This window comes from Mesorhizobium sp. WSM4817 (genome assembly GCF_055811135.1).
Genome location: NZ_JBVVQQ010000011.1, coordinates 89,318 through 112,836 on the forward strand (window position 1 = coordinate 89,318; position 23,519 = coordinate 112,836).

Below are 23,519 nucleotides of genomic sequence, written 5' to 3' on the forward strand. Positions count from 1 at the left end.
GGGGCTGCGCTTCCGTCAGGCGGAGGCAGCGGTTTCCGAGGCGAAGGCTCGATATGGGCGCAGTGGACGTCCGAGCAGGGCAGTCAGGCGCTCGACGTCGCCGGCCCCAGGCAGCATCCCGTCGGTGAAGAAGCGCTCGCCCATCAGACGCATGTCGTAGGCCATCCAGGCGGGCACGAACTGCTTGAGATTTTGCTCAAAATCCTCGGTATTGTCGCCGCCGTAGTTGATCGGGCGGGCGAGCACGTCTGACCAGATGGCGGCGATATCCGCCCCAGTCAGTGTCTCTGGACCGACGAGGTTGATCCAGTCGATCGCAAGCGGCTCTGCGGCCTGTTCACGGCGCAGCAGCTCAAGGGCGGCGATCTCGGCGATATCACGGACGTCGATCATGGCGAGACCCTTGTCGCCGATCGGCATTGTGTAGGTGCCATAGCCGGTGATGACGTCCTTGATCATCAGATCGTTCTGGATGAAGTAAGCTGGGCGCAAGATCGTAGCCTTGAAGTCCATCTGCTCGATCATTCGCTCGACGCCGAATTTGCCAGCGAAATGGGGCACGTTCACGTAGCCGTCAGCGTGGATCACCGACAGATATACGATCCGCTCGATACCGGCCGATCGGGCGACGTTCAGCGCGACCAAAGCTTGGGTGAATTCGTCCGGAACTACGGCGTTCAAAAGGAACAGAGTGGAAACTCCAGACATGGCTTTGCGCAGCGAATCGACATCGAGAAAGTCGCCTTGCACGACGGATACGCCTGCCGGGAAGTTGGCTTTCGACGGATCGCGGACGAGAGCACGTACATCAGCGCCGCGCTTGACGAGGTGTTCGACGACTTGGCGGCCAATATTGCCTGTGGCCCCGGTAACGAGAATGGTCATGAAATTTCTCCTGTTGGGTTGCTTGACACGGCCAATATGTGTGGCTCACTGAGGGTCCAATAGGCTGAAATTTTAGACGCACCGTCTCGCTGGTGGAACACACATGGATCTTCTTGCCCTCGCCGATTTTAATCTCGTTGCCCGCCACGGTGGTTTCGGCAAAGCGGCAAGGGCCACCGGACGGCCTAAGGCGACCCTGTCCCGGCGCGTTGGAGAATTGGAAAGCAGCCTTGATCTGCGCCTGTTTGAACGGGGTGCGCGTAGCCTGAAGCTCACCGAAGAAGGACGGGCGCTCTTCGAGCGGACAGGGGCGCTGCTTGCCGAACTGGACGAGACGGCTTCGGCGATTGCCTCGGGCGGTCAGAGACCCAGGGGCAGATTACGGATTAGCGCACCTTTGCTTTTTTCTCAGACCGCAATGGGGAGGATTGCTGCGGGGTTTGCCCTTAAATATCCGGAGGTGAGGCTGGAGGTTACGACTGAGGATCGGCCTGTTGACATGATCGAGGAAGGCTACGATCTGGTAATCCGAGTCAATCCAGATCCCGACGAAAGCCTTGTTGGACGGGCGTTTCTCCGCGACCGCCTGGTCGTAGTGGCGAGCCCTGACCTTCCTCGCGCGAGTGGTGGACTCGCCGCTCCTGGCGTCGCGCGCTGGGCGGGCGATCGGCAAACATGGCACGTGAAGACACAAGGTGGCCGGTCAACAATTGCAATCGAGCCTGTCCTCGCTTTGTCGATGCTCGTCATGGTCCGGGATGCGGTGCGAGCCGGCGTCGGTGCAGCACGTCTTCCCATTTCGTTGGTGGCCCACGACTTGGCTGACGGCACGCTGGTACTATGGGGGGATATCGACGGCCCCGAGATCGCTCTATGGGCGCTCTACCCATCTCGGCGGCTACTCAGCGCGCGAGTGTCGGCGTTCTTGAATTTTCTAAAACAGGCCTTCCCAAATGGGACGCCGGACGAACTAGCCGCCTATATTGGCAGGTGATGACCGAACCCGCGTTCGGGCGTAGAAAGTCCTATGCAACAAAAAAACGAAAACTGAGAAGCGCTTTGCCAGCGTCATGGATGAACTCACGTCCCATGCCAGCCTGCTTAGCAAAATGTGCTGGAACTATGGCCTGTCTTCCGATGCACTTTGTCAACAGAACCTAGGGGTGAAAGTCTGACGCTTGGTGCCGGTGGACGGCAAGAACCGACCCGTTGACGACCTTGGGCGTTGCAGACTTGAACCTCCAAATCGAGGTCGGGAACCTGACCTTCAGCGCAAGAGCATTCGGGAGTGCGCTCGCGTAAGGTAATTCACCACATTTGGCGGCACCCGCAGATGCTTTTTCGTGTTATGATGGGCTTGCAACGCGCGTAATCTCGACCTCGGCAATATGGCAGAGGTCGAAAGCTATTGCCTTGGCACAGGAAGCTTTCGCCCCAGCACTTGATCGCCTCCGAAACGCTGGGTGTGCTGCTTTCCCTGACTGACCCCCGGGGCGAGGAGGTTGTCCATGTCCACGAGTAGTGTTGACCGCCCGCTGCAGCCGGGCGACCGGGCACCGAATGTTGTGCTCAATGCGATCTCACGCGAAGGCAAGATCGCGCTCGATGATTTTCGAGGCCGTAGCCCGTTGTTGATCGGGTTGTTCCGAGGCCTGCACTGTCCGTTCTGCCGGCGCCATGTCGCGGCGATGGCGCAACTCAAGCCGGCCCTGCGTGAGAAAGGCGTCGAATGCCTGGCTGTGGTCAATACGCCGGTCGAGCGGGCGCGGCTCTATTTCCGTTACCACCCGGCACCCGATCTTCTCGCCGCATCCGACCCGGAGCGAGCCTCGCACCGTGCTTTCGGCTTGCGCGAGGTCGGGATGGACACGGTCATGGCGATACCGTTCCATCTCCCGGGCGAGTTGCCCGAGCCTATGAACGTCATGGCAATGAATGAATTTCTTAACAAGAAGGAAGGATATGAGATTACGGAAGTCGATCAGCAGGCGATGGCTTCCAGCCAGGCGCAGCTTGTCGGTCAGTTCCTAATCGACCGGGCGGGCATCGTACGCTGGAACTTCACTGAAGTTCTGGAGGATGGCCTCAACACCTTCAGAGCGCTGAATCCCGAGGAATTGATGTCGGCAGCTTCCCAAGTTGCACATTAATAGGCTGCGGAAATGGGCTGCTGAAAACTCGCTGGACGGCCACCGTCCTGTGGTGATTCTTTGGATTTAACAATCATCGAAATGCTCAGCGCAGGAGGCTAAGGTCTGCCCGTGGGCTTCGTAGCGATTTCGATTCAACGGTCTGCGGACCGCCCCGACGCTAGAGTGAGCAAGCCGCATAGGCGGGGCGACGTCCGCTCCTTGCCGCAATCACGTCGTTCCGACAGGCGCGCATACGGCAAGTTTCCACCCTGAGCTGCCCTACGCGTCGGGTAGCAAGCGTCAGGCTTTCACCACTAGGCGCCGCCTCCGGCGGCTTACCGCCGCGATGCGACCGCGGTGATCGGCGCGATCGTTGGCGAATGGATCGGGTCCGACAAGGTCTTGGCGACGATCGTCGACGCGACCTTCAACTATTGGTCCGACCGGCTCGACGCCGCTATCGTGCTCTCATCGCTGTTGTCGTTCGGGTTCTTCATGACTGTCGTCGCCGCCGAGCGATGGTCCGTTCGATATTTTTGACCGGTTGGCTACCGGGATGGCCGCTTGGCGTCGCGCAGCGGACTTTGCTGTATCGCGCAGGCGAGGGCTGGCCTTCCCTGCGTCGGCCTGTAGTATGACAGTGCTTGCAGGGGAGGAGCTCGAGCGTGGGGTTGGGTCGGAATTTCCGCCGTTGGGGGACGTTGGCCTTCATCGCCGTCATGGTGCTTTCGCCGCAGGCGGCGTCGGCCGACGGCCTTACGCCCGACCGGATCACTGCCGCCCTGTCGAAGCTCGAACTGCTCGCCGAAGGTGTCGTCGCGGACGGTGCCGTACCCGGTCTCGCCATCGGGGTCGTGCATGACGACAAGGTGGTCTTTCTCAGAGGGTTCGGGCGTCGCGAGGCCGGCAAGCCGGAGACCGTCGACGCCGACACGGTGTTCCAGATCGCCTCCCTCTCCAAGCCAGTCTCGGCAACGATAGTGGCGGCGCTGGTCAGCGAGGGCATCGTATCCTGGGATGCGAAAATCGTCGATCTCGATCCCGCCTTCCGGCTCGCCGAGCCCTATCCGACCAGTGAACTCACGGTCCGCGACCTGTTTTCGCACCGCAGCGGGCTTCCCGGCACCGCCGGGGACGATCTTGAGGACATTGGCTACGATCGCGCGGAGATCCTGCGTCGTCTGCGGTTCGTGTCGCCATCGTCGAGCTTTCGCGCCGGCTACTCCTACAGCAATTTCGGACTGACTGAGGGTGCCGTCGCGGCCGCGAAGCCGACAGGCAAGTCCTGGGAAGAGGTCGCCGAGGAGAAACTCTACCGGCCGCTTAAAATGGTTTCGACCAGCTCCCGTCATGCGGACTTCATCAAGCATGCCAATCGCGCTGCGCTCCACGTCAAGATCGACGGCGTCTGGGCCGCGAAGGTAAAGCGCGATCCGGATGCGCAGGCGCCCGCGGGCGGTGTCAGCTCCACGGCGCGCGATCTCTCGCAATGGGTGCGCCTCGTGCTCGGCAATGGGGTCTACGCCGGCGAGACGCTCATTAAGGCAGATGCACTGGACCAGACGCATGTTCCCCTGATGGCGCGCGGCAGGAACCCCGTCTCAGGCGGCACGTCCTTCTACGGCCTCGGCTGGAATGTCGAATTCGGCCGGCACGGCCTGAGCTGGGGCCATGCCGGCGCCTTCAGCGTCGGCGCCCGTACCCTGGTGACAGTTTTTCCTGAGGAGAAGCTTGGCATCGTCATCGTCGCCAACGCCTTTTCGACAGGGGTGCCGGAGGGGCTGTCCGACAGTTTCGCCGATCTCGTCTTCGACGGAACGGTCGAGAAGGATTGGATCAAGGCATGGGACGATACCTATGCGGGTCTGTTCGGCCCGGCAATCGCGGCGGCCAACGCCACCTATGCCGCGCCACCGTCTCCGGCAAGCCCGGCCCGGCCAGCCAGCGCCTATGCAGGCCGTTACTCCAACGACTTCATCGGCGATGCGGTCGTGTCGACTGCGGGAGACACTCTTGTGCTCAAGGTCGGGCCGGCCGGCGCCCGGTCATATTCGTTGAAGGATTTCGACGGCGACCTCTTCCTGACCTTCCCTGACGCCGAGACGCCGGACAGGCCATCGGGCGTAGGCTTTGACATCGGCCCCGACGGCAAGGCGTCGGCCATGACCATAGAGTTTCTCAACGATAACAATCTCGGCACGCTGCAGCGCGTCGGAGATTAGAGTTCCTCTGCGCCTTCGTCATCCTGGGGCGGAGCAAGGAGCGAAGCGACGCGGCGCAGACCCTGGGATCCATTCCGTTACATAAGCCGAAGAATGCTGCGGCTCAGAATAAAAGCGCTCTGTAGCGATCTTTCGCGCCCCCTCGCGCTGTTCCTCCGCGATCAAAGGTTCTGCACCGCAGCAGCGCTCCGAGGTAAGATGGTGCCAACTATCCTCCCGCCAGTCTCGGCAGCAGGAATATCTCAGCGCCCTGCGGCAATTCCTTCGACCAGGTGTCGCGATAGATAACCCCGTCTATGGCGACTGCGATGCCGCGGTCGATGTAGGGCTCGAAGCCGGGATACTGCTCAGCCAGCTTCCTGAACAGCTCCCGAATATCCTTCGCCTCGATCTCGACCTTGCTCTTGCCTCCGGCGATTGCGCCGAGCGATCCCCAGAGCGTTACTTCGACCATCGGCCTCCCCGTTCCGCCTCGATCGCCGCGAGAATCCGCGGCGGCGACATCGGGATATGCGTCATCCGCACGCCCGCGGCGTTCGACACCGCATTGGCGATCGCCGCCAGCGGCGGCACGATCGAGGTTTCGCCGACGCCCCGCACCCCGTAAGGGTGGTTGGGATTGGGGATCTCGAGGATCTGCGTGTCGATCATCGGCAGGTCGGAGCAGACCGGGATGCGGTAGTCGAGAAAGCCGGGGTTCTGCAGCCGCCCGTCCTTGCCGTAGACGTACTCTTCGTTGAGCGCCCAGCCGATGCCTTGCGCGGCACCCCCCTGGTACTGCCCCTCGACATAGGTCGGGTGCACCGCCTTGCCGGCATCCTGCACGACCGTGTAGCGCAGCACCCTCGTGGCGCCGGTCTCCGGATCGACCTCGATATCGCAGATATGGGTGGCGAAGGAGACGCCGGCGCCGTCGGCGACGAGCTCGCTGTGGCCGGCGATCGGCCCGCCGGTCTTTCCTGACCCGGCCGCGATCTCCTTCAGAGACAGCGCCGCAAGGTTGCCGTACTTCTCGCCTTTGGCGATGGCGTGGCCGTTTTCCCAGAGCACGTCGTCGACGGGAACATCCCACATCTGCGCGGCGCGTTCCCGCAGGATCTTGATGGCGTTGCGGGCGGCCGAGATCGTCGCCATCGAGGAGGAGAAGGTACCGCGGCTGCCGTCCGTCATGTCGTTGTAGCCGAGGCTGGAGGTGTCGGCGACCACCGCCTTGATCTGCTCATAGGCGATGCCGAGTTCCTCCGCCGCCACCAGCGACAGCGACGCGCGGGAACCACCCACATCGACCGTGCCGACGGCAAGCGAGACCGAGCCGTCCATGCCGATGTTGAGGTCGGTGCAGGTCTGGCCGCCGAAGTTGAACCAGAAGCCGCAAGCCATGCCGCGGCCCTGGTTCTTACCCAGCGGCGCCTGCATGTGCGGATGGTTCTTCGCCGCCTCCAGCGTCGGGCCGATGCCGATCGGGCCGTAAACCGGGCCGTAGGACGATCGGGTGCCTTCCTGGGCGGCGTTCCTGATCCGGAACTCGACCGGATCCATGCCGATCTCCTTGGCCAGCTCGTCGACGGCACTTTCCACTGCAAACGCCGCCATCGGCGCCGATGGCGCGCGATAGGCCGCCGTCTTTGGCCGGTTGACCAGCACTTCGTAGCCGACCGTCCTGACGTTAGCGAGATTGTAGCAGGCGAACGCGGTCATGGCGCCGAGCTCGGCCCACATGCCGGCATAGGGGCCGCAGGAATAGCGCAGCGTCGCCTCGGCCGCGGTGATCGTGCCGTCCTTGCGGGCGCCGATCCTGACGTCGATCGAGGTGGCACTGGTCGGCCCGGAGGCGCGGAACACCTCGTCGCGCGTCATCACCAGCTTGACCGGCCGGCCGGCCTTGCGCGAGAGCGCCAGCGCCACCGGCTCGGCCCAGACGTGTGTCTTGCCGCCGAAACCGCCGCCGATTTCCGACGAGGTGACGCGCAGCTTGGAGGCTTCCATGCCAAGCAGCTGAGCGCAGTGCTGGCGGTAGACGAAATGGCCTTGCGTGCAGACCCAGAGGTCGGCGGTGCCGTCGGAACTGACGCTCGCCACGCAGGCATGCGGCTCGATATAGCCCTGGTGCGTCTGCTCGGTCTTGAAGGAGCGTTCGACGACGTAATCGGCCTGGCCAAATCCCTCATGGATGTCGCCATGGCCGTACTGGCTGCGTTTGGTGACGTTGGACGGCTTGACGGGCTTTTGCTCAAGGCCCTCGGTGAAGATGGTGTCGTCGAGCACGGGCGCCGAGTGCTTCATCGCCTCGTCGACATCGGTCACATGCGGCAGCACTTCATAGTCGACCTCGATCAGCTTCAGCGCCTGCCTTGCCGTGCGGGCGTCGACCGCGGCGACCGCGGCCACCGCATGGCCGTCATAGAGCGCCTTCTTGCGCGCCATGCAGTTGTCGAGGATGTCGTACATGGCGGCATCGCCGTCGGTGAGGTCGGGCAGGTCGGCCGCGGTGATCACCGCCTTCACGCCGTTGAGCTTCTCCGCCTTCGAGGTGTCGATCTTCCTGATCGTGGCGTGCGCGTGAGGGCTTCTCAGGACACGCCCGACCAACTGGCCGGCCACGTTGAAATCCGCGCCATAGCGCGCGCGGCCCGTTACCTTGTCGACGCCGTCGGGGCGGATGGGACGCGTGCCGACGGAGGCGAAATTGCGTCCGGAATAGCGCGGATCGAAGTTCATCGTCAGGCTCCCTTCATCACGCTTGCGGCGTCCTGAACGGCGCGCACGATCTTGTCATAGCCGGTGCAGCGGCAGAGGTTCCCGGCCAGGCCGAAGCGGATTTCCTCCTCGGTCGGGTCGGGGTTCTTGGCCAACAGGTCTTTCGCCGCGATCAGGAAACCCGGCGTGCAGACGCCGCATTGCAGCGCTGCGTGCTCGAGGAACTTCTGCTGCAGCGGGTGCAGGCTGTCGCCATGCGCCATGCCCTCGATGGTCTCGACGCGCCGGCCTTCGGCCTCCGCGCCAAGCACCAGGCACGAGCACACCAGCCGGTCGTCGAGGATGATGCTGCAGGCGCCGCAGTCGCCAGTGCCGCAGCCTTCCTTGGCGCCGGTCAGCCCGAGGCGGTCGCGCAGCACGTCGAGCAGCGTCTCGTCCGGCTGGCAAAGGTACTCGACATTGTCGCCGTTGATTGTCGTTGAAACTGCTACACCAGCCATCACTTGCCTCCTGCACGCGCATAGGCGGTCGTGGCGGCCCGCCTGGCCAGCACACCCGCAACTTTTCTTCTGAACTCGACGGTGCCCCGCTTGTCGTCGATGGGGCGGCAGGCCCCCGAGCAGACCTTGGCGAGCCGCTCAAGTGCTGCTTCGTCCAGCCTCCTGCCGATGAGGGCCTCGGCCGCCTCTTCCACCAGCAGCACCGTCGGTGCCGCTGCGCCCAGCGCCACGCGGGCCGATTTGACGACGCCTTGCTCATCGAGCGTCAGGTTCACCCCGGCGCTGACCACGGCGATGTCCATCTCCGTGCGTGGAATGAAACGCAGATAGGCATCGCCGGAGCGCGGCGCCCGCCTGTCGAGCAGGATCGCCTCGATGATTTCTCCCTTGGCGAGCGACGTCTTGCCAGGCCCGGTGGGGACTGCCTCCACCGCGACCGTGCGCCTGCCTCCTGGCCCGACAATCGATGCCCTGGCGCCGGCGGCCACCAGCGCCGGCACGCTGTCGGCGGCCGGCGAGGCGTTGCAAAGATTGCCGACGATCGTGCAGCGTCCCTGCACCTGTTTGGAGCCGATCAGCTTGGCCGCTTCGACGACGCCCGGCCATTCCCTGTTCAAGGCCGCGCTCTCTCCCATCAGGGCGCAGGGGACCGCGGCACCGATGCTGAAGCCCTCCGCCGTTTCCCCGATCTCGCCCAGTCCGTCGATCGACTTGATGTCGACGATAAGGTCGGGCTCGATAAAGCCGCCTTTCATTCTCACCAGGAGGTCGCTGCCTCCGGCGAGAATGGCGGCGGTGCCGGGCGAGCCGGCCAACTGGCCAACGGCATCTTCCATTGAAAGCGGACGTATGTAGCGCATCGTCTCCCCTTGATCATCGCAATTCTGTCGGCCTGTTATAGAGCCTTGGATTGGAATGGTCATCCGGTTCTGCATGAGCAGCGATTAGGCCAGGCGCGTCCGCGTTCAGGGCGCCGGGTTGAACTGGAGCAATTTGAAACAATCGCCGCTTCCCGACTTCAACTGCGTCAGGAAACCTTTCGACCGATCGATCCATTCCTGGTGCGACCTGGCTTCGGCCTCGATCTCGTCGACCGGTCCAAGCTTGACGAAGCTGCGCCCCTTGCTGAAAAGCCAGCACGCACGGCCGAGAAGTCTTCGGCTGCGCTGGCGCAAGAGGTCGGCATCATAAAAGATGTCGAGCACCTCCTGCTTGATTTTTGCCTGTTTTTCAGGATTTGCGATCGCAACCGCGATCGAGTCTCCGCCCATCGCATCCTGCAGGTCCTTGTAGTCGAGGGCGAGCTGAGTGGTGGCATATTTGATCTCGCTCTCATCCCGGACGATGTTGAACCACAGCGCGGGATCGAGCTCGTTGACGACGAACGATGCCTCGAAGTCGCGCGATAGGTTCAGGATCTCGAACCCTTGAACCTCAACATCGCGCTCAACCAAAAGGATCTCGGCGACCTGCTTGCCGACTTCCGCCCCGTGCGCGCTGATCGCGGCGTTGGTTCCACCGAGTTCCGGACTGATATAGGGTCCGCCATCATCCAGCAGCGCATCGAATTCGCTGAGGTATTCGACGACGGCCGCCCCGCGAGCAATGCGCGCGGCCAGTTTGGCGAGAACCAGCTGGAGCTCGGTTTCGCGTTTGCGCTGCTCCTGATAATTCTGCTGAAAAAAGAAGATGAACAGGGAAACGCCAATTCCGATCAGGATCACGCCGAGTTGGGAAAAGATGTTGCGATAATACTCCAGCAGCTTTTCACGATGGCGCATGTCGTGGCGCACGCTGTGCGCCACACGAGCATTGACGATCAGCGAAAGGATCAGCAGCCCGGCACCGACCAGGATGAGGCCGCCGATGAGGAAATAGCCTTGCCCTGAACTGAAATCCATTCTTTTGCCGCGTCCTGAAGCCCGAGACCGCGCAGACTAATCCCATTCCGTTTCAACGCCTACGGGCGCCCCCAAAAGCGTGCGCTCGCCTAATACTTTAGTTGTAATCTGCCGCGTGTTTGATATCGTGACAGTGGGAGGAATTCAGATGGCCGTGGAGTGCAAATCCGCGCCCTATATGGGCGTCTTTTCAACCATTGAACTGGATCTTTTGAGGGGTGTGGTGCGGGAAACTTTGCGGTCCGGCGAAGCGGAGCTCGACAACGAGGACGCCGAAAGGATCGCGCGTGTGGTTATCGCAACCTACAAGGACGGCGCCTCGGGCCGCGAGGAATTGCTTGAAGCCGCCCGGATTGCCGCCAGGCGCTGCGCCCTCGACCATTTTTACGATCGAGCAGTCGGCCTGTTCGCATAGGACTTCGCAGCTGACGCACTTCAGGGCGGTGTTGCTCGTTCGACATTTCGTTGCGCACGTCGATCTCGTCAGTCGCTGCGGCCTACCTTCTCATGTCCTTCGAGCCGCAAGTCTGCCATCGGCTGCGAACCGTCGGTGGCAAATCTCACTGGCAGATCGCAAACGTTGGAGATTGGCCGAAACACCCCTCCACTTCGTCATCCTAGGCGAAGCAAGGAGCGAAGCGGCGCGGCGCAGACCCTGGGATCCATGCCGTTACCTCAGCCGAAGAATGCTACGGCCCAGACCCGAACGCTACCACCCCGTTCCGCGAAAAAGCTCGAACCATTCTGGGTTGGGTCGGCAGCGACCCCTTACGCAGAAATACCCAGCCTGAACTTGTCCGTATCTCTCATCCTGCCTTGCCTCGCGGCCAGGTGGTTCGTCAGCAGATTTTCTTCGATCGGCTGTGACAGGAAAAACCCTTGAGCGCTGTGACAATGCTCGGCGATCAGGAAATCGAGCTGCGCTTCGTTTTCCACCCCCTCTGCCAGAACGGTCAAGCCGAGCGAATTGGCCAGCGCTATAATGCCTCGAACGACGTTCTGTTTTTTCTTCGACGCTTCCAGACCGCTCAAGAACGATCGGTCGATCTTCAGCCGATCGAGGTTGAAGTCGGCAAGGTAGCCGAAACTTGAATAGCCGGAGCCAAAATCGTCGAGTGCCAGACCGACGCCGATGTTTCGAATTTCCGTCAGCATGTTCAAGGCGTTTCGGCTGTTCTGGATAAGCACCCCTTCCGTTATTTCCAGTTGCAGGCGCGACGGCGGCAGTCCTGTTTGTTGCAGCACCAGAACAAGGTGGGCAAAGTACGCATCGTTCTGAAGGCTTTTGCCCGACAGATTGACCGAGCAAACGAAATCATGGGCAGAAACAGGCGCCCATCGAGCTGCCTGCAGGCAAGCCTTGCTCAGCACGACCTTGTCAACTTCCAGTATCAGGTCGCTTCGTTCGGCAATTGGAATGAATGACATCGGCAGACGAATCGCGCCCGAAGCGGGATCGCGCCAGCGCACCAGCGCCTCGGCGCCGATCATGCGGCCGGTTGCCAGCTCGAACTGCGGTTGCCAAACCAGAAAGAACTCGTCGCAGTTAAGCGCACGCTTAATCCCAGCTTCTTGGCCGAGCTGCATATCGAACTGATTGAGGATTGCAGGCGAGAACGTCACGAAGCCAGAGCGTCCTTCGGCTTTGGCGACATAAAGAGCGCTGTCCGCGTTGCGCAACAGGGTGGAAATATCCGAACCATGTTCGGGGAAACACGCCATGCCGATACTGGCTCCCATCCGCACGTGGTGGCCCGCGAGTTCGGCAAACCGGTTCAATTGCTCGCGAAGCCGATTTCCGAGAGCATCGGCTGCCGCGTGCCGGTCCCCGATCGCCATGACGGCGAACTCGTCACCGCCCAAACGGATGGCGACAACTTCGTCGGGCCGTTCGACCGATTGCAGGATTTCGGCGACGGCTTTCAGCAAGAGATCACCGATGTGATGACCGAACGTATCGTTCACGCTCTTGAAATGATCCAAATCTATCAGGAAAAGGCGGAGTTGCTTGCCGGCCAGCCTTGCCCGGTCCAGCATCACGTCCCTGTTGGCTGACATCCAGGCACGGTTCTTCAGTTCCGTCGTCGCGTCGCGCCAGGCCAGAAACTCCAGTTTCCTTATCGTTTCCCGACGGCCGATAAGCAATACGGCAGTTCCGATCGCCAGCAGCGACAAGACCGCCAGAGCGAATGCAATCTGGTAGTTGAATCTCTTCAGGCTTTTTTCCGCCGAATAGAGATCCACGTTGATCTCATCTCCATATTTGTAATATTCGTCGTTCATCCTCGCTACGAGATGCTCGAGCTCCAACCCCATTTCCTTCAAAATCTTTTCGTCGAGAGGCAGCCCGGCCGCAATCATGGCATCAAGCCGTGTCACCGCGTCAACGATACGCGGAACGATACTTGCGTAGGCGGGAATCTCGCTTGCCGTCCCGGTGCCGTCGATCCGCTTGAAGCGGATGTAGACCAGGTCGTTCGCCGCTGATAACTGCTCAAGGCTGTCTGCAGAGCCGGGGGCGGCCTTGGCGAGCGATGTCATGTCCTTGAGGTGAGTTACATCGCGTATTGCAATATGGAACTCGCGGATGGCGAAAAAGCCGAACCGCGGCAGCGAATATTCGATCTTGCTGAGGCTGAGAAACAGTACGGTGATCAGGACCGCAGAGCTGGCTGCTGCAGCCGCGATGGCGGTCCCGTAGGTGACGGGAACGCGCCAGCCTTCAAAGCGTGCCATTCGAGCCACGCCGGAGCTCGATCAGCCGCCAGGCTCGAGCGTCTTGATCAGCCAGACCCACCGTGGTTTGTGGACTGGCGTGTCGAAGGCCGGGTGGTCGTTGAGCGGATAGACCAGCCGGGTCGGACCTTGCGTGCGCCGGGTCAGCAATTTTCCATTCTGGCGGGTGGCAAGCAGGAGAGGACCTTCCGTCCAATCCTGGCGCGGAATTATCTGCACATATTCGTCCACCGCCCGCAGAACAACGGAATCCTCGCCTTCCAATCCAACGAGCTTGAGCACGTCGCGGAACAGGACGCCTTCAAATGTCAGCTGCCCTTTTTCAAATGGACTTGCGGTGGTGACCCGGTAGAGACCGAGCTTTTCCAGCTGTCGCAACGTGACTGGGACCGACTTGCCGTTGTTCTGAACATTGAAGGCCACAGTGTCTGGCGATTCCGGGAGATCAACGGGCTCCAACGCCCCGGCCGGCAAGATGCAAAAGGCCAGGACTGCCAGCATGATCAGACTGCGCTTGAGCGATGATAGTCCGGTGTTGAGCAAGGATGACATGCGCAATCCTTTTCTCCTCGATGGGCCAGCACCCAGCCGTCGCCTGACTTTCATTCGGGCAGGCGGGTTCAACATTGCCATGAATGTCTGATTTTTCCGTTAGCCCTGTTCGGCCAACGAACGGTTGATTGGCGCGCAGCGGCGACCTGCCGATCTCCCCGCTCGTGGCGGAGATGGCCGGCATGAAGGATCGCGGCCTCATTCCAGCTTGGGTTCCTCGCCCCCACGAAGTGGTCCATTGTTGTGGGGCGAGATGCCTGCCAGGGCAGAGGGGGTTGAAGGATCGCCGGCCTTCGAGCTCACGTCTTCTCGCCGGTCGGCCTGATGAAATGGCCGAGCAAATCCATCGGCACCGGAAACACCACCGTCGACGAGCGTTCACCGGCGATGTCATGGAGCGCCTCGAAATAGCGCAGCTGCATGGCCTGCGGGGTCTCGGACAGCATCTTGCCGGCCTCGACGAGTTTTGCCGCCGCCTGCTGTTCGCCGTCGGCATTGATCACTTTCGCACGCCGCAGCCGTTCGGCCTCTGCCTGCTTGGCGATGGCGCGGACCATGTTCTCGTTGAGGTCGACATGCTTGATCTCGACATCGGAGACCTTGATGCCCCAGGCATCGGTCCGCTGATCGAGGATCTCCTGGATATCGCTGTTGAGCTTGTCGCGTTCGGCCAGCATTTCATCGAGTTCATGCTTGCCGAGCACCGAGCGCAACGTGGTCTGTGCCAGCTGGTTGGTGGCGGTCATGAAGTCCTCGACCTGGATCACCGCCCGCTCGGCGTCGACGATACGAAAATACAGCACTGCGTTGACCTTCACCGAGACGTTGTCGCGCGAGATCACGTCCTGCGGCGGCACGTCCTGGACCACCACCCTCAGGTCGACCTTCACCATCTGCTGCACGAAGGGGATGAGGATGATCAGGCCGGGCCCCTTGACCCCGGTGAAGCGGCCGAGCGTGAAGACCACGCCGCGCTGATATTCCCTCAGGATGCGATGGCCGCGGACAGGAACATGACCACGACGAGCGCTGCCACCAGATAGGCCACATATCCGAGCATCATTGCCTTGCTCCATCGCTTCGCACATTGCGGCGCCGTATCGTCAGCACGAGACCCCTGACATCAGCCACCTCGACGCTGTCGCCCACCGCAATGGGTTCGTCGGCTTTCGCCCGCCAGCGCTCACCCCGGGCCAGCACGTGTCCCTCGCTGCCCTGCCAGTCGAGGACCTTGGCCGGCAGCCCTTGCATGGCCTGGGCGCCAACACGCGGAACGTTCTTGCGGGCCGCCCACAGATAGCTGCCGGTTAGCAGCGCCAGGCCGAGCGTCAGGATGGCGGCGGTGCCGATGACGGCCCACGACATCTCGAAGCCGGGACCTTCGATCCTGAGCAGCATGGCAGCGCCCAGCAGAAACGCAGCCACGCCTCCCAGCCCAAGCACCACTGTGGGATTAAAGACCTCGACGACGAGGAAGATGATGCCAAGCAGCATCAGGGCAAGGCCGGCATAGCTGATCGGCAGGAGATTGAGCGCATAGAGCCCGAGCAGCAGGCAGATCGTGCCGATCACGCCTGGCGCGACCGCGCCCGGGCTGGTGAACTCGAAGACGAGGCCATAAACGCCGATCAGCATCAGGATGACGGCGATGTTCGGGTCGGTGATGACGGCGAGAAGCCGGATGAGCCAGCCAGGCTCGAGCGTTTCAACCGGCAGCCTTTTGGTCGCCAGCACCTTTTTCCTGCCGGCGATCTCGACCGTCCGGCCGTCGGCCAGCTGAAGCAGTTCGGTCGTGTCGCGGGCGACAAAGTCGATCACATTTTCCTGCAGTGCGGCGCTGGCCGACAGGCTGGCCGCCTCGCGCACCGCCTTTTCACCCCAATCGGCATTGCGCCCGCGCAGTTCGGCCAGGCTGCGGATCAAGGCAACCGCGTCGTTCGTCGCCTTGGCGATCATCGCATTGCCCGCCGGTGGATTCTTCGGGTCCTTGCCGGCTTCCGGGCCATTGTTCTTGTCGTCGCCGGGAAAGGATGGCATCGGCCCGCCCATCTCGATGGGCGTTGCCGCGCCCAGATTGGTGCCGGGCGCCATCGCCGCCACATGGGTTGCGTAGAGGATGTAGGTTCCGGCGCTCGCCGCATGCCCGCCGGCGGGCGCGACATAGCCGATGACGGGAACCGGGGAGGCGAGGATGTCGGCGATGATCTCACGCATGCTGGTGACCAACCCGCCCGGCGTGTTCATCTGCAAGATGAAAACCTCGGCGTTCCGTTCTGCGGCCACCGCCAGCGCTTCCTCGAACTGCATGGCGCTCGCCGGACCGATGGCGCCGTCTATCTCGATGCGCAGCGCAGTCCGCCCTTGGCCGTTTGCTTCTCCTGTTGCTGCGGAAGAAGAACAAACAGCCACAGCGGCTACAAAAGCCGCGGCAATCAGGGCTACACGCGCGAGTTTCACGCTCAAAGCTCCCTATCAGGGATATGGGCTCGATTTTGCTAAAATCCATGCTGCGTCGCGGCGGTGAAGCTGATCCATGGCAACCTTGCGTTGTGCCTAAACCGGTTGGCAGGAAACGGGTGGTTTGCACGCGCCGATTCACCCATCTGATTGCAGAAGCCGATGAAGCCAGAGGAGGCAGAGCCATGACCATACACGCGGTTCCAGAAGCAGCGGTCCGATCGGCGGAAGCGCGCGTCGCCGGATATGACTGGCAGGCACTGGCCGAGGAGATGAGCTTCTATGGCTGCGCGGTGATGGAAAAGCTGCTGACGTCAGAAGAATGCCGGGAGATCGCCGGGCTCTATCCCGACGAAAGCCATTTCCGGAGCCATGTCCACATGGCGCGGCACGGCTTCGGCAAGGGCGAGTACCGCTACTTCCGCTATCCCTTGCCAGAGCTGATCGGCGGCTTGCGCACCGCACTCTATCCGCGCCTTGCCGCCGTCGCCAACGACTGGAACGAGCGCATGGGCATCGCCCAGCGCTACCCGGACGAACACGCCGCGTTCCTCAAGCAATGCCACGAGCAGGGCCAGACGCGGCCGACGCCGCTCCTGCTCCAGTATGGCCCTGGCGACTTCAACTGCCTGCATCAGGATCTCTACGGCGATCTTGCCTTCCCGCTGCAGGTGGCAATCCTGCTGTCGGAACCGGATAAAGATTTCACCGGCGGCGAGTTCGTGCTGACCGAACAGCGCCCGCGCATGCAGAGCCGCGCCGAGGTGGTGCCGCTGCGCCAGGGCGATGCAGTCGCCTTCGCGGTCCACAATCGTCCGGTGCAGGGCAGCAAAGGCAGCTACCGCGTCAATCTCAGGCACGGCGTCAGCCGGCTTCGCTCCGGCATGCGCCATACCGTCGGCATTATCTTCCACGACGCGAAATAGGGCTGTCCCTGCGTGGAGGCGACCAGCAACTTCGTGCCAAGGGGATCAGTCGTCGGGGTCGCCGCCGCCCCTCATCGCCCTGCCGGGCACTTCTCCCCGTGTGACGGGGAGAAGGGACTGGTCGCACCGTGGCGGATATTCTGCAACGCTGGTGATTGGCGAAACCATCGATGAGAGCGCCCCTCTCCCCGTCACTATACGGGGAGAGGGTGCCGGCAGGCAGGTGAGGGGCAGCGCAAAGCTGAAGCGATTGGCTGCCGAACAATTCTTCAGGCAACCGCGGTAATCGCGGAAAAATAAAAATCTCGCCCACAAAGATCTTTGTCATCCAATCGTTAACCAAGGTTCATACGGTGAGCGGTGTTGTTTCTCTGCCGGCGTTCGTTCGCCGGGCGGATGACTGTTGATATCTGCCAAGACTGAAAAGTAGCTATTTGTTCGCGCGTCGGGGATCGCCATGATGTTTCCAGCAAGCTTTGCGTCACTACGGCGCAAATCGGCGAAGATCAGCGGCGCCATCACGCTTGCTGTTGGCCTGATGATCGGGGCCGCTGCGCAGGCCGAGCCTATCCGCGGCGCCGGATCGACACTGGCCGCCCCGATCATCGGCAAATGGGCAACGGCCTACGAGAGCGCCCGCGCCGACGGCGGGGACTATGTCTCGCCCGACTGGAAGGTCGACTATGAAATCGTCGGCTCGCTCGCCGGCGTCCTGCGTCTCGATCAGCCGGATATCGACTTTGCCGTGACGGATGCGCCGATCAATGGCGCCGAACTCAAGAAGGCCGGCCGACAGCAGTTTCCGATCGTGATGGGCGCCATCGCCGTCGTCGTCAATCTCGACGGCATCGGCCCGGGAAGCCTTCGCCTGACCGGGCCGCTGCTGGCCGACATCTATCTGGGCAAGATCCAGTCATGGTCCGATCCCGCGATCAAGGCGGTGAATCCGGATCTGACGCTGCCCGATCTCAGGATCAGCGTCGTTCACCGCAAGGATGGCTCCGGCTCGACCTTTGTCTTCACCGAGTACCTGTCGGCGGTCAGCGGGGAGTGGAAGGCCAAATACGGCGCCAATACACTGATCTCGTGGCCGCTCGGCACTGACGCGGAAGGCACACAGAACCTCATTCAAGCCGTGCACGACACGAAGGGCGCGATCGCCTATGCCGAATCCGGCCCGGCACAGCGCGCCAGCCTTGCCTACGCGCTGATCCAGAACAGAGCCGGCAAGTTCGTCAAGCCGGAGCCGCAGGGCGTGCAGGCTGCCGCGACATCGATCGACTGGGCGCAAACGACCGACTTCTTCGCTTCGCTGACCGATCGTAACGGCGATGCCGCCTATCCGATCAGCACGGCGGTGTTCGCGGTCGTTCAGGTCTCGGGCCGTTCGGAACATCGCTATCGCCGCGTGCACGACCTTTTCCGGCTCGCCTTCGCGCACGGCGCGGATGACGCCGCCGCGCTCGGCTACGTGCCGCTGCCGAAGGCGCTCATCGCCCGGATCGAGCAATACTGGGCAGGGCAGGGGCCCGTCGCAAACTGAGCGGAAGAGCCAGGCCGCTGCTTCGCGCAGCGCCTGAACTGAAATTCATATCGCGCCGTGATGGCGGCTTGTTGGGGACTGCGTGACATGGACATCGATATCTTCAAGGACATCCTCGTGCCGGTGATCGGCGGGTTGGGCATTTTTATGCTCGGCCTCGACTTCATGGCCAACGGCATCCAGGCGCTGTCGGTCAACCGGATGCGCGCCTTTCTCGCCAAGGCCGCCGGAACGCCGATCAAGGGCGTGCTGGCGGGAACGCTGATCACCGGCGTCATCCAGTCGTCGACGGCGATGAGCGTCATGGTCGTCGGCCTGGTCAATGCCGGCGTCATCGCGCTTCGACCGGCGATCAGCGTGATCATGGGCGCCAATATCGGCACCACGCTCGGCAACGGGCTCATCGCCCTGCCGCTCGGTCCGCTCGGGCTGATCCTGGCCGGCGTGTTCTCGCTGATCTACTGCTTTGCCAAAAGCGAGAAGGTCAAGAACATAGCGCTTGCCGGCATGGGCTTCGCGCTGATCTTTTATGGCCTCAACCTGATGACCGGCGGCCTGCGCCCGCTGCGCAATCTGCCCGAAGTCATGGCACTGCTTCAAACACTGACGGCCGACTCCTATCTCAACCTGCTCAAATGCGTGTTCATCGCCGCCGGCGTGACCGCCATGATCCATTCGTCCTCGGCGACGATCGGCATTGTCATGGGCCTTGGCGCCGCCGGCATTCTCGACTGGACGACGGCCGTCGCCTTCTCGCTCGGCGCCGATCTCGGCACCACGATCACCTCGTGGATGGCTTCGCTCAATCTTTCGAAAAACGCCAAGCGCACCGCTTACGCCCACATCTCCTTCAACATCATCGGCGTGTGCATCACCATCCCGCTGTTCTTCGTCTCCATGCAGGTCCTGGAATGGGCCATGCAGTTCTTCGGCGGCGATCCCGCCATTCCGGTGATCGTCGACGGCAAGGAGACCTTTCCCCTGGTGCCGGTCGCGGTCGGCCTTTACTCGACGTTCTTCAACGTCTTCAACGCGTTGTTGCTGTTTCCGTTCATCGGGGTGTTCGAGCGGGTCCTGTCGCGTGTCGGTCACACCGATGCCGAGGACACGGAAGATTTCTCGACGCCGCGATTCCTCGACCGCACGCTGGCCGGCGATTTCGCCAAGGCCGTTCCCGCTGTCCAGCAGGAGACGGCCCGCCATCTGCAAGCCGGCGCCATGTTCCTCGACATCGCCCGCTCGTCGAAGAAGGCGCCGTCGGATCCGGGCGAGCACTACCTCGCAACCGATATCCTCAGCCGCGACATCCGCGCCTACACCGCCGAATTGATGAAGGAAGACCTGCCCTACGACCAGCTCGACCTGATCGCCAGCCTGATCGAGGAAGCCGACTTCACCGCCGCCCTGACGGAATCGATGCATCAGGTGGCGCGCCGCGTCAGGCGCGAGAAGTTCAGTGGTCCGGCGCAGGCCATCGTCGACGTCGGGCTGAGCAAGCTCGATGCCTCGCTGCGACAGATCTTGCCGACTTACGGCATCTCCGACCCGAAGGTGCCGGCCGGACATGTCAATCTGCCGGAGGTCGAGGAACTGCGTGCCCGCACGCTGGCGCTCGGACCCAATGCAGGCGCCGCCGAACGCGGCACGATCCTGGCCCTGCTCGGGTCGATCGAACGCGCGGAAATCCTGATCCAACGCATCGATGCCGAGCGCAAATCGGTCAACCGGCAAAGCGTGCTCGCCCGGGCGTCGGCACGCAAGGAAACCAGGCCGCACGCGATGGGCGATCCCGGCCTCAGCCCGGTCCCGGCCGAGTAGCGGGGCGGGACATAGCGCGTTCGCATTAGAGGCGACGAATTATCGAAGTCGGCGCCGCCCCTCATCGCCCTGCCGGGCACTTCTCCCCGTATAGTGACGGGGAGAAGTGGCTGGCGGCGACCTAGGTGAATATTCTGCAACGCTGGTGATTGGCGAAACCGGCGAAGAGAGTGCCCTCTCCCCGTCACTATACGGGGAGAGGATGCCGGCAGGCAGGTGAGGGGCAGCGCCAACCTGAAGCGATGGGCTTGCCGTTCCGCTTTGCCGGGTCGCTTCGGCGCCTTCGCTCAGCCTTGAAACAGCGCCAGTTCTTCGGCCGTGAGGTGGCGGGCCTTGCCCTTGGCGAGGTCGCCGAGCTGCAAGCGGCCGATCGCCACCCGCACCAGGCGAAGCACCTCGACCTCATGCGCGCCGAGCAGCCGGCGGATGTGGCGGTTGCGGCCCTGGTCGAGTGTGATTTCCAGCCAGGCGGTGCTGGCGCCGCTGCGCAGGATGTCGATCGACCGCGCCGTCAAATCTTCGCCATCGACCGTGGCGCCGGCGCGCAACCGCGCCAGCAGGGCCGCGTCGGGCAGGGCGCCGATCTGGACGTGATAGATCTTGGCGACGTGCGAGGCGGGGTCGAGCAGGCGCTGGGCGAAACGCGTGTCGTTGGTCATCAAGAGCAGGCCCTCGCTGGCCTTGTCGAGGCGGCCGACCGGCGACACGAAGGGCAGGTCGAGCTCTGCCAGGCAGTCGTAGACGGTGCCGCGGTCCTGCGGGTCGTTGCGGGTGGTGACCAGGCCGCGCGGCTTGTTGATCATCAGAAAGACCTTGCGCTCGGCGACGACGCGGCTGCCGTCGACCTCGATGCGGTCGCGGCCGGGATCGACGCGCAGCGAGCCGTTGCGCACGATTTTGCCGGCGACCCGGACGCGCCCTTCGGCGACCAGAATTTCCGCCTGCTTGCGCGAGCACAGGCCGAGCTTTGACAGGGCACGGCAAAGGCTGACGCCTGGCGGACTGGCTCCGGCGCTAGGCGAGGGGCGTGGCCAGCCGGCGTTCGGCCGTGGCGCCATAGTTTTGCGTGATCTTTCCGGCAAGTCAGGTCTTCCCCGCCACCTGAGGTGAATATTTGCTAACAGAAAGCCGCCGGGGTGGATATCTGGATTTCTCGATAGGAGTATCCGGACGTGTGAGCTGCGGCCCTCCGTTGCGACAGGTCGCCTCCGGACATCATGGCAAAGTTGGCAGGACAGAGGGGGGCGCCGTAGAGCGCCAACATTTCGAGCCTCGCACGCGCCCCGACGCTGATCGCCGGGGGGCCCCGATCTTCAGTTTGCCCTGGGCTCGTCCTCGACAACGAAAGATGCGGCAATCAGGTCGTCGGCATCGATCCGCAGGGAGCCTTCACCTCCTCCCATGACAGCGGCTACCTTCTGAAAAATTTTCATCTCGTGCTCGGTAATCCGGGCGCTCCGCATCCTGGCTTTGAGATCAGCGATGCGCAGCCCCAATGTGTGGGACGTTCCAATTTCACGGTTCGACATGACAACATGCTCCTCCCCGACCCATGCTTTTTGCCTCCCCACCGCTATTCGCCCGTCGCCTATCATGTTTGCCCAAAAATAAGGCATCGCGAATACCGCGCCCCGAACGCTGGTGCGAGGGGAAGGTTCCGGCGCAACATGGTCACGAAATAATACGGGCCGCCGCCGCCGGCGGTTTACCCGCAGGAGGTGGCTAGCCGTCATTCTTCGATTTGTGACGGACTCGCCGGCAAGGTGAGCTCAAAAGAAGATTTGACTGGATCCTCCCGGGGAGGATACAAAACAGGCATGTCCGACGGCATCCATCGTTCGCATCCGGTCGTGAAGCGTCTGAAGCGCGCGCAAGGCCATCTTGCGGCGGTGCTGTCGATGTTCGAGGCGCATCGTCCTTGCGTTGACCTGGCGCAGCAGCTCCACGCCGTGGAGAGCGCCATCAGCAGTGCAAAGCGCGAACTGATCCACGATCATATCGAGCATTGCCTGACGGACACCGCGGAAGCCGGCGGCAACTCGCTGGCGGAACTCAAGCAACTGGCGAAATATTTGTGAGCCGTCAAATGCCTGTGCTCGGCGCGCGCTTCCTCGACTGGTTCGGGTTCGGGCCGCGCCATCACGCCGCGCATGGTCATGGCCATCACGATCATGTGAGCGGGTCGCATAGCCACGGGGTCATCGATGCGACCATCGCCACGACCGACCGCGGCATATGGGCGATAAAATGGTCGTTCGTCATCCTGGCAATCACCGCGGCGATGCAGATGGTCGTGGTCGCGCTGTCGGGCAGCGTGGCGCTGCTGGCCGACACGGTCCACAACATCGGTGACGCCACCACCGCCATTCCGCTGTGGATCGCCTTCCTGCTGGCCCGGCGCAAGCCGTCGCCGACCTTCACCTACGGCCTGGGCCGGGTCGAGGACCTGGCCGGGATGATCATCGTCGGGATCATCCTGTTCAGCGCCATCGTCGCCGGTTACCAGGCCATCGACCGTTTGATCAATCCACGCGTGGTGACGCATCTGGGCTGGCTGGCGGCGGCGGGCATTGTCGGCTTTCTCGGCAACGAGGCCGTCGCGGTGTTCCGCATCCGCGTCGGCCGCGAAATCAACAGCGCCGCACTCATTGCCGACGGCTACCACGCTCGCACCGACGGCCTGACCAGCCTTGCCGTGGTCCTCGGAGCGTTCGGCGTCTGGCTCGGTTTTGCGCTGGCCGACCCGATCGTCGGCCTGCTCATCACGCTTGCGATCTTCGGCATCGTCTGGCAGTCGGCGCGCTCGGTGCTGACCCGCATGCTCGACGGTATAGATCCTGATGTCATCGGCGACATCCACCATGCCGCCGCGCATGTGCCGGCAGCGCGCATTGTCGAGGCCAAGGCGCGGTGGATCGGTCACAGGCTGCACGCCGACATTGCCATCGCCGTGGAAGAAAGCCTGCCCGTCTGCGAAGCGAAGACGATCATTGCAGCGCTGGAGCACCAGCTGTTCGAGCACATGCCGGCGCTTGCGGCGGCGAATATTAGATTGGCGAACGCGGTTGCCGATCATCGCCATGGACATCCCCACGGCGAGCACGACAGCCACTAACGGTCGCTCCGACCGGCGCGTTTCCGTTCGCCGCG

The 23,519-nt window shown here is 62.6% G+C and carries 21 protein-coding genes and 1 pseudogene; 10 read left to right on the forward strand and 12 right to left on the reverse strand.

Translation table 11 applies throughout. The features are described from left to right. Window positions 1–15: 15 nt before the first annotated feature. The gene (locus AC0L2K_RS16825; protein ID WP_091599220.1) at window positions 16–885 is read right to left on the reverse strand and encodes an SDR family oxidoreductase; all 870 of its coding nucleotides are present in this window, start codon (window positions 883–885) and stop codon (window positions 16–18) included. 103 nt (window positions 886–988) lie between these two features. Here AC0L2K_RS16825 and AC0L2K_RS16830 point away from each other — a divergent pair, with 103 nt between their 5' ends. The 4 genes from AC0L2K_RS16830 (at window position 989) to AC0L2K_RS16845 (ending at window position 5,239) form a co-directional block, all read left to right on the forward strand. Beyond that, a complete protein-coding gene (locus AC0L2K_RS16830) occupies window positions 989–1,879 on the forward strand; it encodes a LysR family transcriptional regulator (protein WP_287238517.1) in 891 nt (296 codons plus the stop codon). A gap of 514 nt (window positions 1,880–2,393) precedes the next feature. Then, window positions 2,394–3,035, forward strand: a complete 642-nt coding sequence (locus tag AC0L2K_RS16835; protein ID WP_091590900.1) for a peroxiredoxin-like family protein — start codon at window positions 2,394–2,396, stop codon at window positions 3,033–3,035. Window positions 3,036–3,374: 339 nt separating this feature from the next. Beyond that, window positions 3,375–3,557, forward strand: coding sequence for a hypothetical protein (locus AC0L2K_RS16840; protein ID WP_413468436.1), 183 nt, complete (start codon window positions 3,375–3,377; stop codon window positions 3,555–3,557). Window positions 3,558–3,682: 125 nt separating this feature from the next. Further along, the gene (locus AC0L2K_RS16845) at window positions 3,683–5,239 is read left to right on the forward strand and encodes a serine hydrolase (protein ID WP_473531867.1); all 1,557 of its coding nucleotides are present in this window, start codon (window positions 3,683–3,685) and stop codon (window positions 5,237–5,239) included. Window positions 5,240–5,447: 208 nt separating this feature from the next. Here the strand turns inward: AC0L2K_RS16845 and AC0L2K_RS16850 are convergent, their stop codons facing one another. The 5 genes from AC0L2K_RS16850 to AC0L2K_RS16870 form a co-directional block, all read right to left on the reverse strand. After that, window positions 5,448–5,693 carry a MoaD/ThiS family protein gene (locus AC0L2K_RS16850; protein ID WP_023799104.1) on the reverse strand — a complete coding sequence of 82 codons (246 nt, stop codon included), beginning with the start codon at window positions 5,691–5,693 and terminating at the stop codon, window positions 5,448–5,450. After that, window positions 5,681–7,957, reverse strand: a complete 2,277-nt coding sequence (locus AC0L2K_RS16855) for a xanthine dehydrogenase family protein molybdopterin-binding subunit (RefSeq protein WP_473531868.1) — start codon at window positions 7,955–7,957, stop codon at window positions 5,681–5,683. Before AC0L2K_RS16855 ends, AC0L2K_RS16850 begins: the two co-directional genes overlap by 13 nt. Before the next feature lie 2 nt (window positions 7,958–7,959). After that, window positions 7,960–8,436 (reverse strand): (2Fe-2S)-binding protein, encoded by a 477-nt coding sequence (locus AC0L2K_RS16860; RefSeq protein ID WP_023799102.1) that lies wholly within the window; start codon window positions 8,434–8,436, stop codon window positions 7,960–7,962. After that, window positions 8,436–9,296: an FAD binding domain-containing protein gene (locus tag AC0L2K_RS16865; protein WP_473531869.1), complete on the reverse strand. Its 861-nt coding sequence runs from the start codon at window positions 9,294–9,296 to the stop codon at window positions 8,436–8,438. Before AC0L2K_RS16865 ends, AC0L2K_RS16860 begins: the two co-directional genes overlap by 1 nt. A 105-nt stretch (window positions 9,297–9,401) precedes the next feature. Next, window positions 9,402–10,337, reverse strand: a complete 936-nt coding sequence (locus tag AC0L2K_RS16870; RefSeq protein ID WP_473524572.1) for a hypothetical protein — start codon at window positions 10,335–10,337, stop codon at window positions 9,402–9,404. A 148-nt stretch (window positions 10,338–10,485) separates the two neighbouring features. Between AC0L2K_RS16870 and AC0L2K_RS16875 the strand changes: the two genes are divergently transcribed. Next, the gene (locus AC0L2K_RS16875) at window positions 10,486–10,752 is read left to right on the forward strand and encodes a hypothetical protein (protein ID WP_023799099.1); all 267 of its coding nucleotides are present in this window, start codon (window positions 10,486–10,488) and stop codon (window positions 10,750–10,752) included. 353 nt (window positions 10,753–11,105) lie between these two features. Here the strand turns inward: AC0L2K_RS16875 and AC0L2K_RS16880 are convergent, their stop codons facing one another. From AC0L2K_RS16880 to AC0L2K_RS16895, 4 genes and pseudogenes are all read right to left on the reverse strand, one after another. Beyond that, the gene (locus AC0L2K_RS16880) at window positions 11,106–13,073 is read right to left on the reverse strand and encodes a putative bifunctional diguanylate cyclase/phosphodiesterase (RefSeq protein WP_287240746.1); all 1,968 of its coding nucleotides are present in this window, start codon (window positions 13,071–13,073) and stop codon (window positions 11,106–11,108) included. A gap of 21 nt (window positions 13,074–13,094) precedes the next feature. Continuing rightward, on the reverse strand, window positions 13,095–13,625 hold the full coding sequence (locus AC0L2K_RS16885; RefSeq protein WP_287180430.1) for a putative pterin-binding protein: 531 nt from the start codon (window positions 13,623–13,625) through the stop codon (window positions 13,095–13,097). 299 nt (window positions 13,626–13,924) lie between these two features. Continuing rightward, window positions 13,925–14,688 (reverse strand): annotated as a pseudogene (locus tag AC0L2K_RS16890) (slipin family protein). After that, complete coding sequence (locus AC0L2K_RS16895; RefSeq protein ID WP_023799094.1) at window positions 14,685–16,082, reverse strand: NfeD family protein; 1,398 nt, start codon at window positions 16,080–16,082, stop codon at window positions 14,685–14,687. Before AC0L2K_RS16895 ends, AC0L2K_RS16890 begins: the two are co-directional and overlap by 4 nt. Window positions 16,083–16,267: 185 nt before the next feature. Between AC0L2K_RS16895 and AC0L2K_RS16900 the strand changes: the two genes are divergently transcribed. The 3 genes from AC0L2K_RS16900 (at window position 16,268) to AC0L2K_RS16910 (ending at window position 20,369) form a co-directional block, all read left to right on the forward strand. Next, window positions 16,268–17,008, forward strand: coding sequence for a 2OG-Fe(II) oxygenase (locus AC0L2K_RS16900; protein ID WP_473531870.1), 741 nt, complete (start codon window positions 16,268–16,270; stop codon window positions 17,006–17,008). A gap of 457 nt (window positions 17,009–17,465) precedes the next feature. Beyond that, the gene (pstS, locus tag AC0L2K_RS16905) at window positions 17,466–18,551 is read left to right on the forward strand and encodes a phosphate ABC transporter substrate-binding protein PstS (RefSeq protein ID WP_473531871.1); all 1,086 of its coding nucleotides are present in this window, start codon (window positions 17,466–17,468) and stop codon (window positions 18,549–18,551) included. 87 nt (window positions 18,552–18,638) lie between these two features. Next, window positions 18,639–20,369 carry a Na/Pi cotransporter family protein gene (locus AC0L2K_RS16910; protein WP_473531872.1) on the forward strand — a complete coding sequence of 577 codons (1,731 nt, stop codon included), beginning with the start codon at window positions 18,639–18,641 and terminating at the stop codon, window positions 20,367–20,369. A 287-nt stretch (window positions 20,370–20,656) separates the two neighbouring features. On the opposite strand, the gene AC0L2K_RS16915 is transcribed toward AC0L2K_RS16910, so the two are convergent. Together AC0L2K_RS16915 and AC0L2K_RS16920 are read right to left on the reverse strand one after the other, a co-directional pair. Continuing rightward, a complete protein-coding gene (locus AC0L2K_RS16915; protein ID WP_473531921.1) occupies window positions 20,657–21,427 on the reverse strand; it encodes a pseudouridine synthase in 771 nt (256 codons plus the stop codon). Window positions 21,428–21,682: 255 nt separating this feature from the next. Beyond that, the gene (locus AC0L2K_RS16920) at window positions 21,683–21,898 is read right to left on the reverse strand and encodes a hypothetical protein (protein WP_128170309.1); all 216 of its coding nucleotides are present in this window, start codon (window positions 21,896–21,898) and stop codon (window positions 21,683–21,685) included. 288 nt (window positions 21,899–22,186) lie between these two features. Between AC0L2K_RS16920 and AC0L2K_RS16925 the strand changes: the two genes are divergently transcribed. Continuing rightward, the gene (locus tag AC0L2K_RS16925; protein WP_473531873.1) at window positions 22,187–22,447 is read left to right on the forward strand and encodes a metal-sensing transcriptional repressor; all 261 of its coding nucleotides are present in this window, start codon (window positions 22,187–22,189) and stop codon (window positions 22,445–22,447) included. Window positions 22,448–22,455: 8 nt separating this feature from the next. Further along, on the forward strand, window positions 22,456–23,484 hold the full coding sequence (locus AC0L2K_RS16930; protein WP_473531874.1) for a cation diffusion facilitator family transporter: 1,029 nt from the start codon (window positions 22,456–22,458) through the stop codon (window positions 23,482–23,484). Window positions 23,485–23,519: the final 35 nt, after the last annotated feature.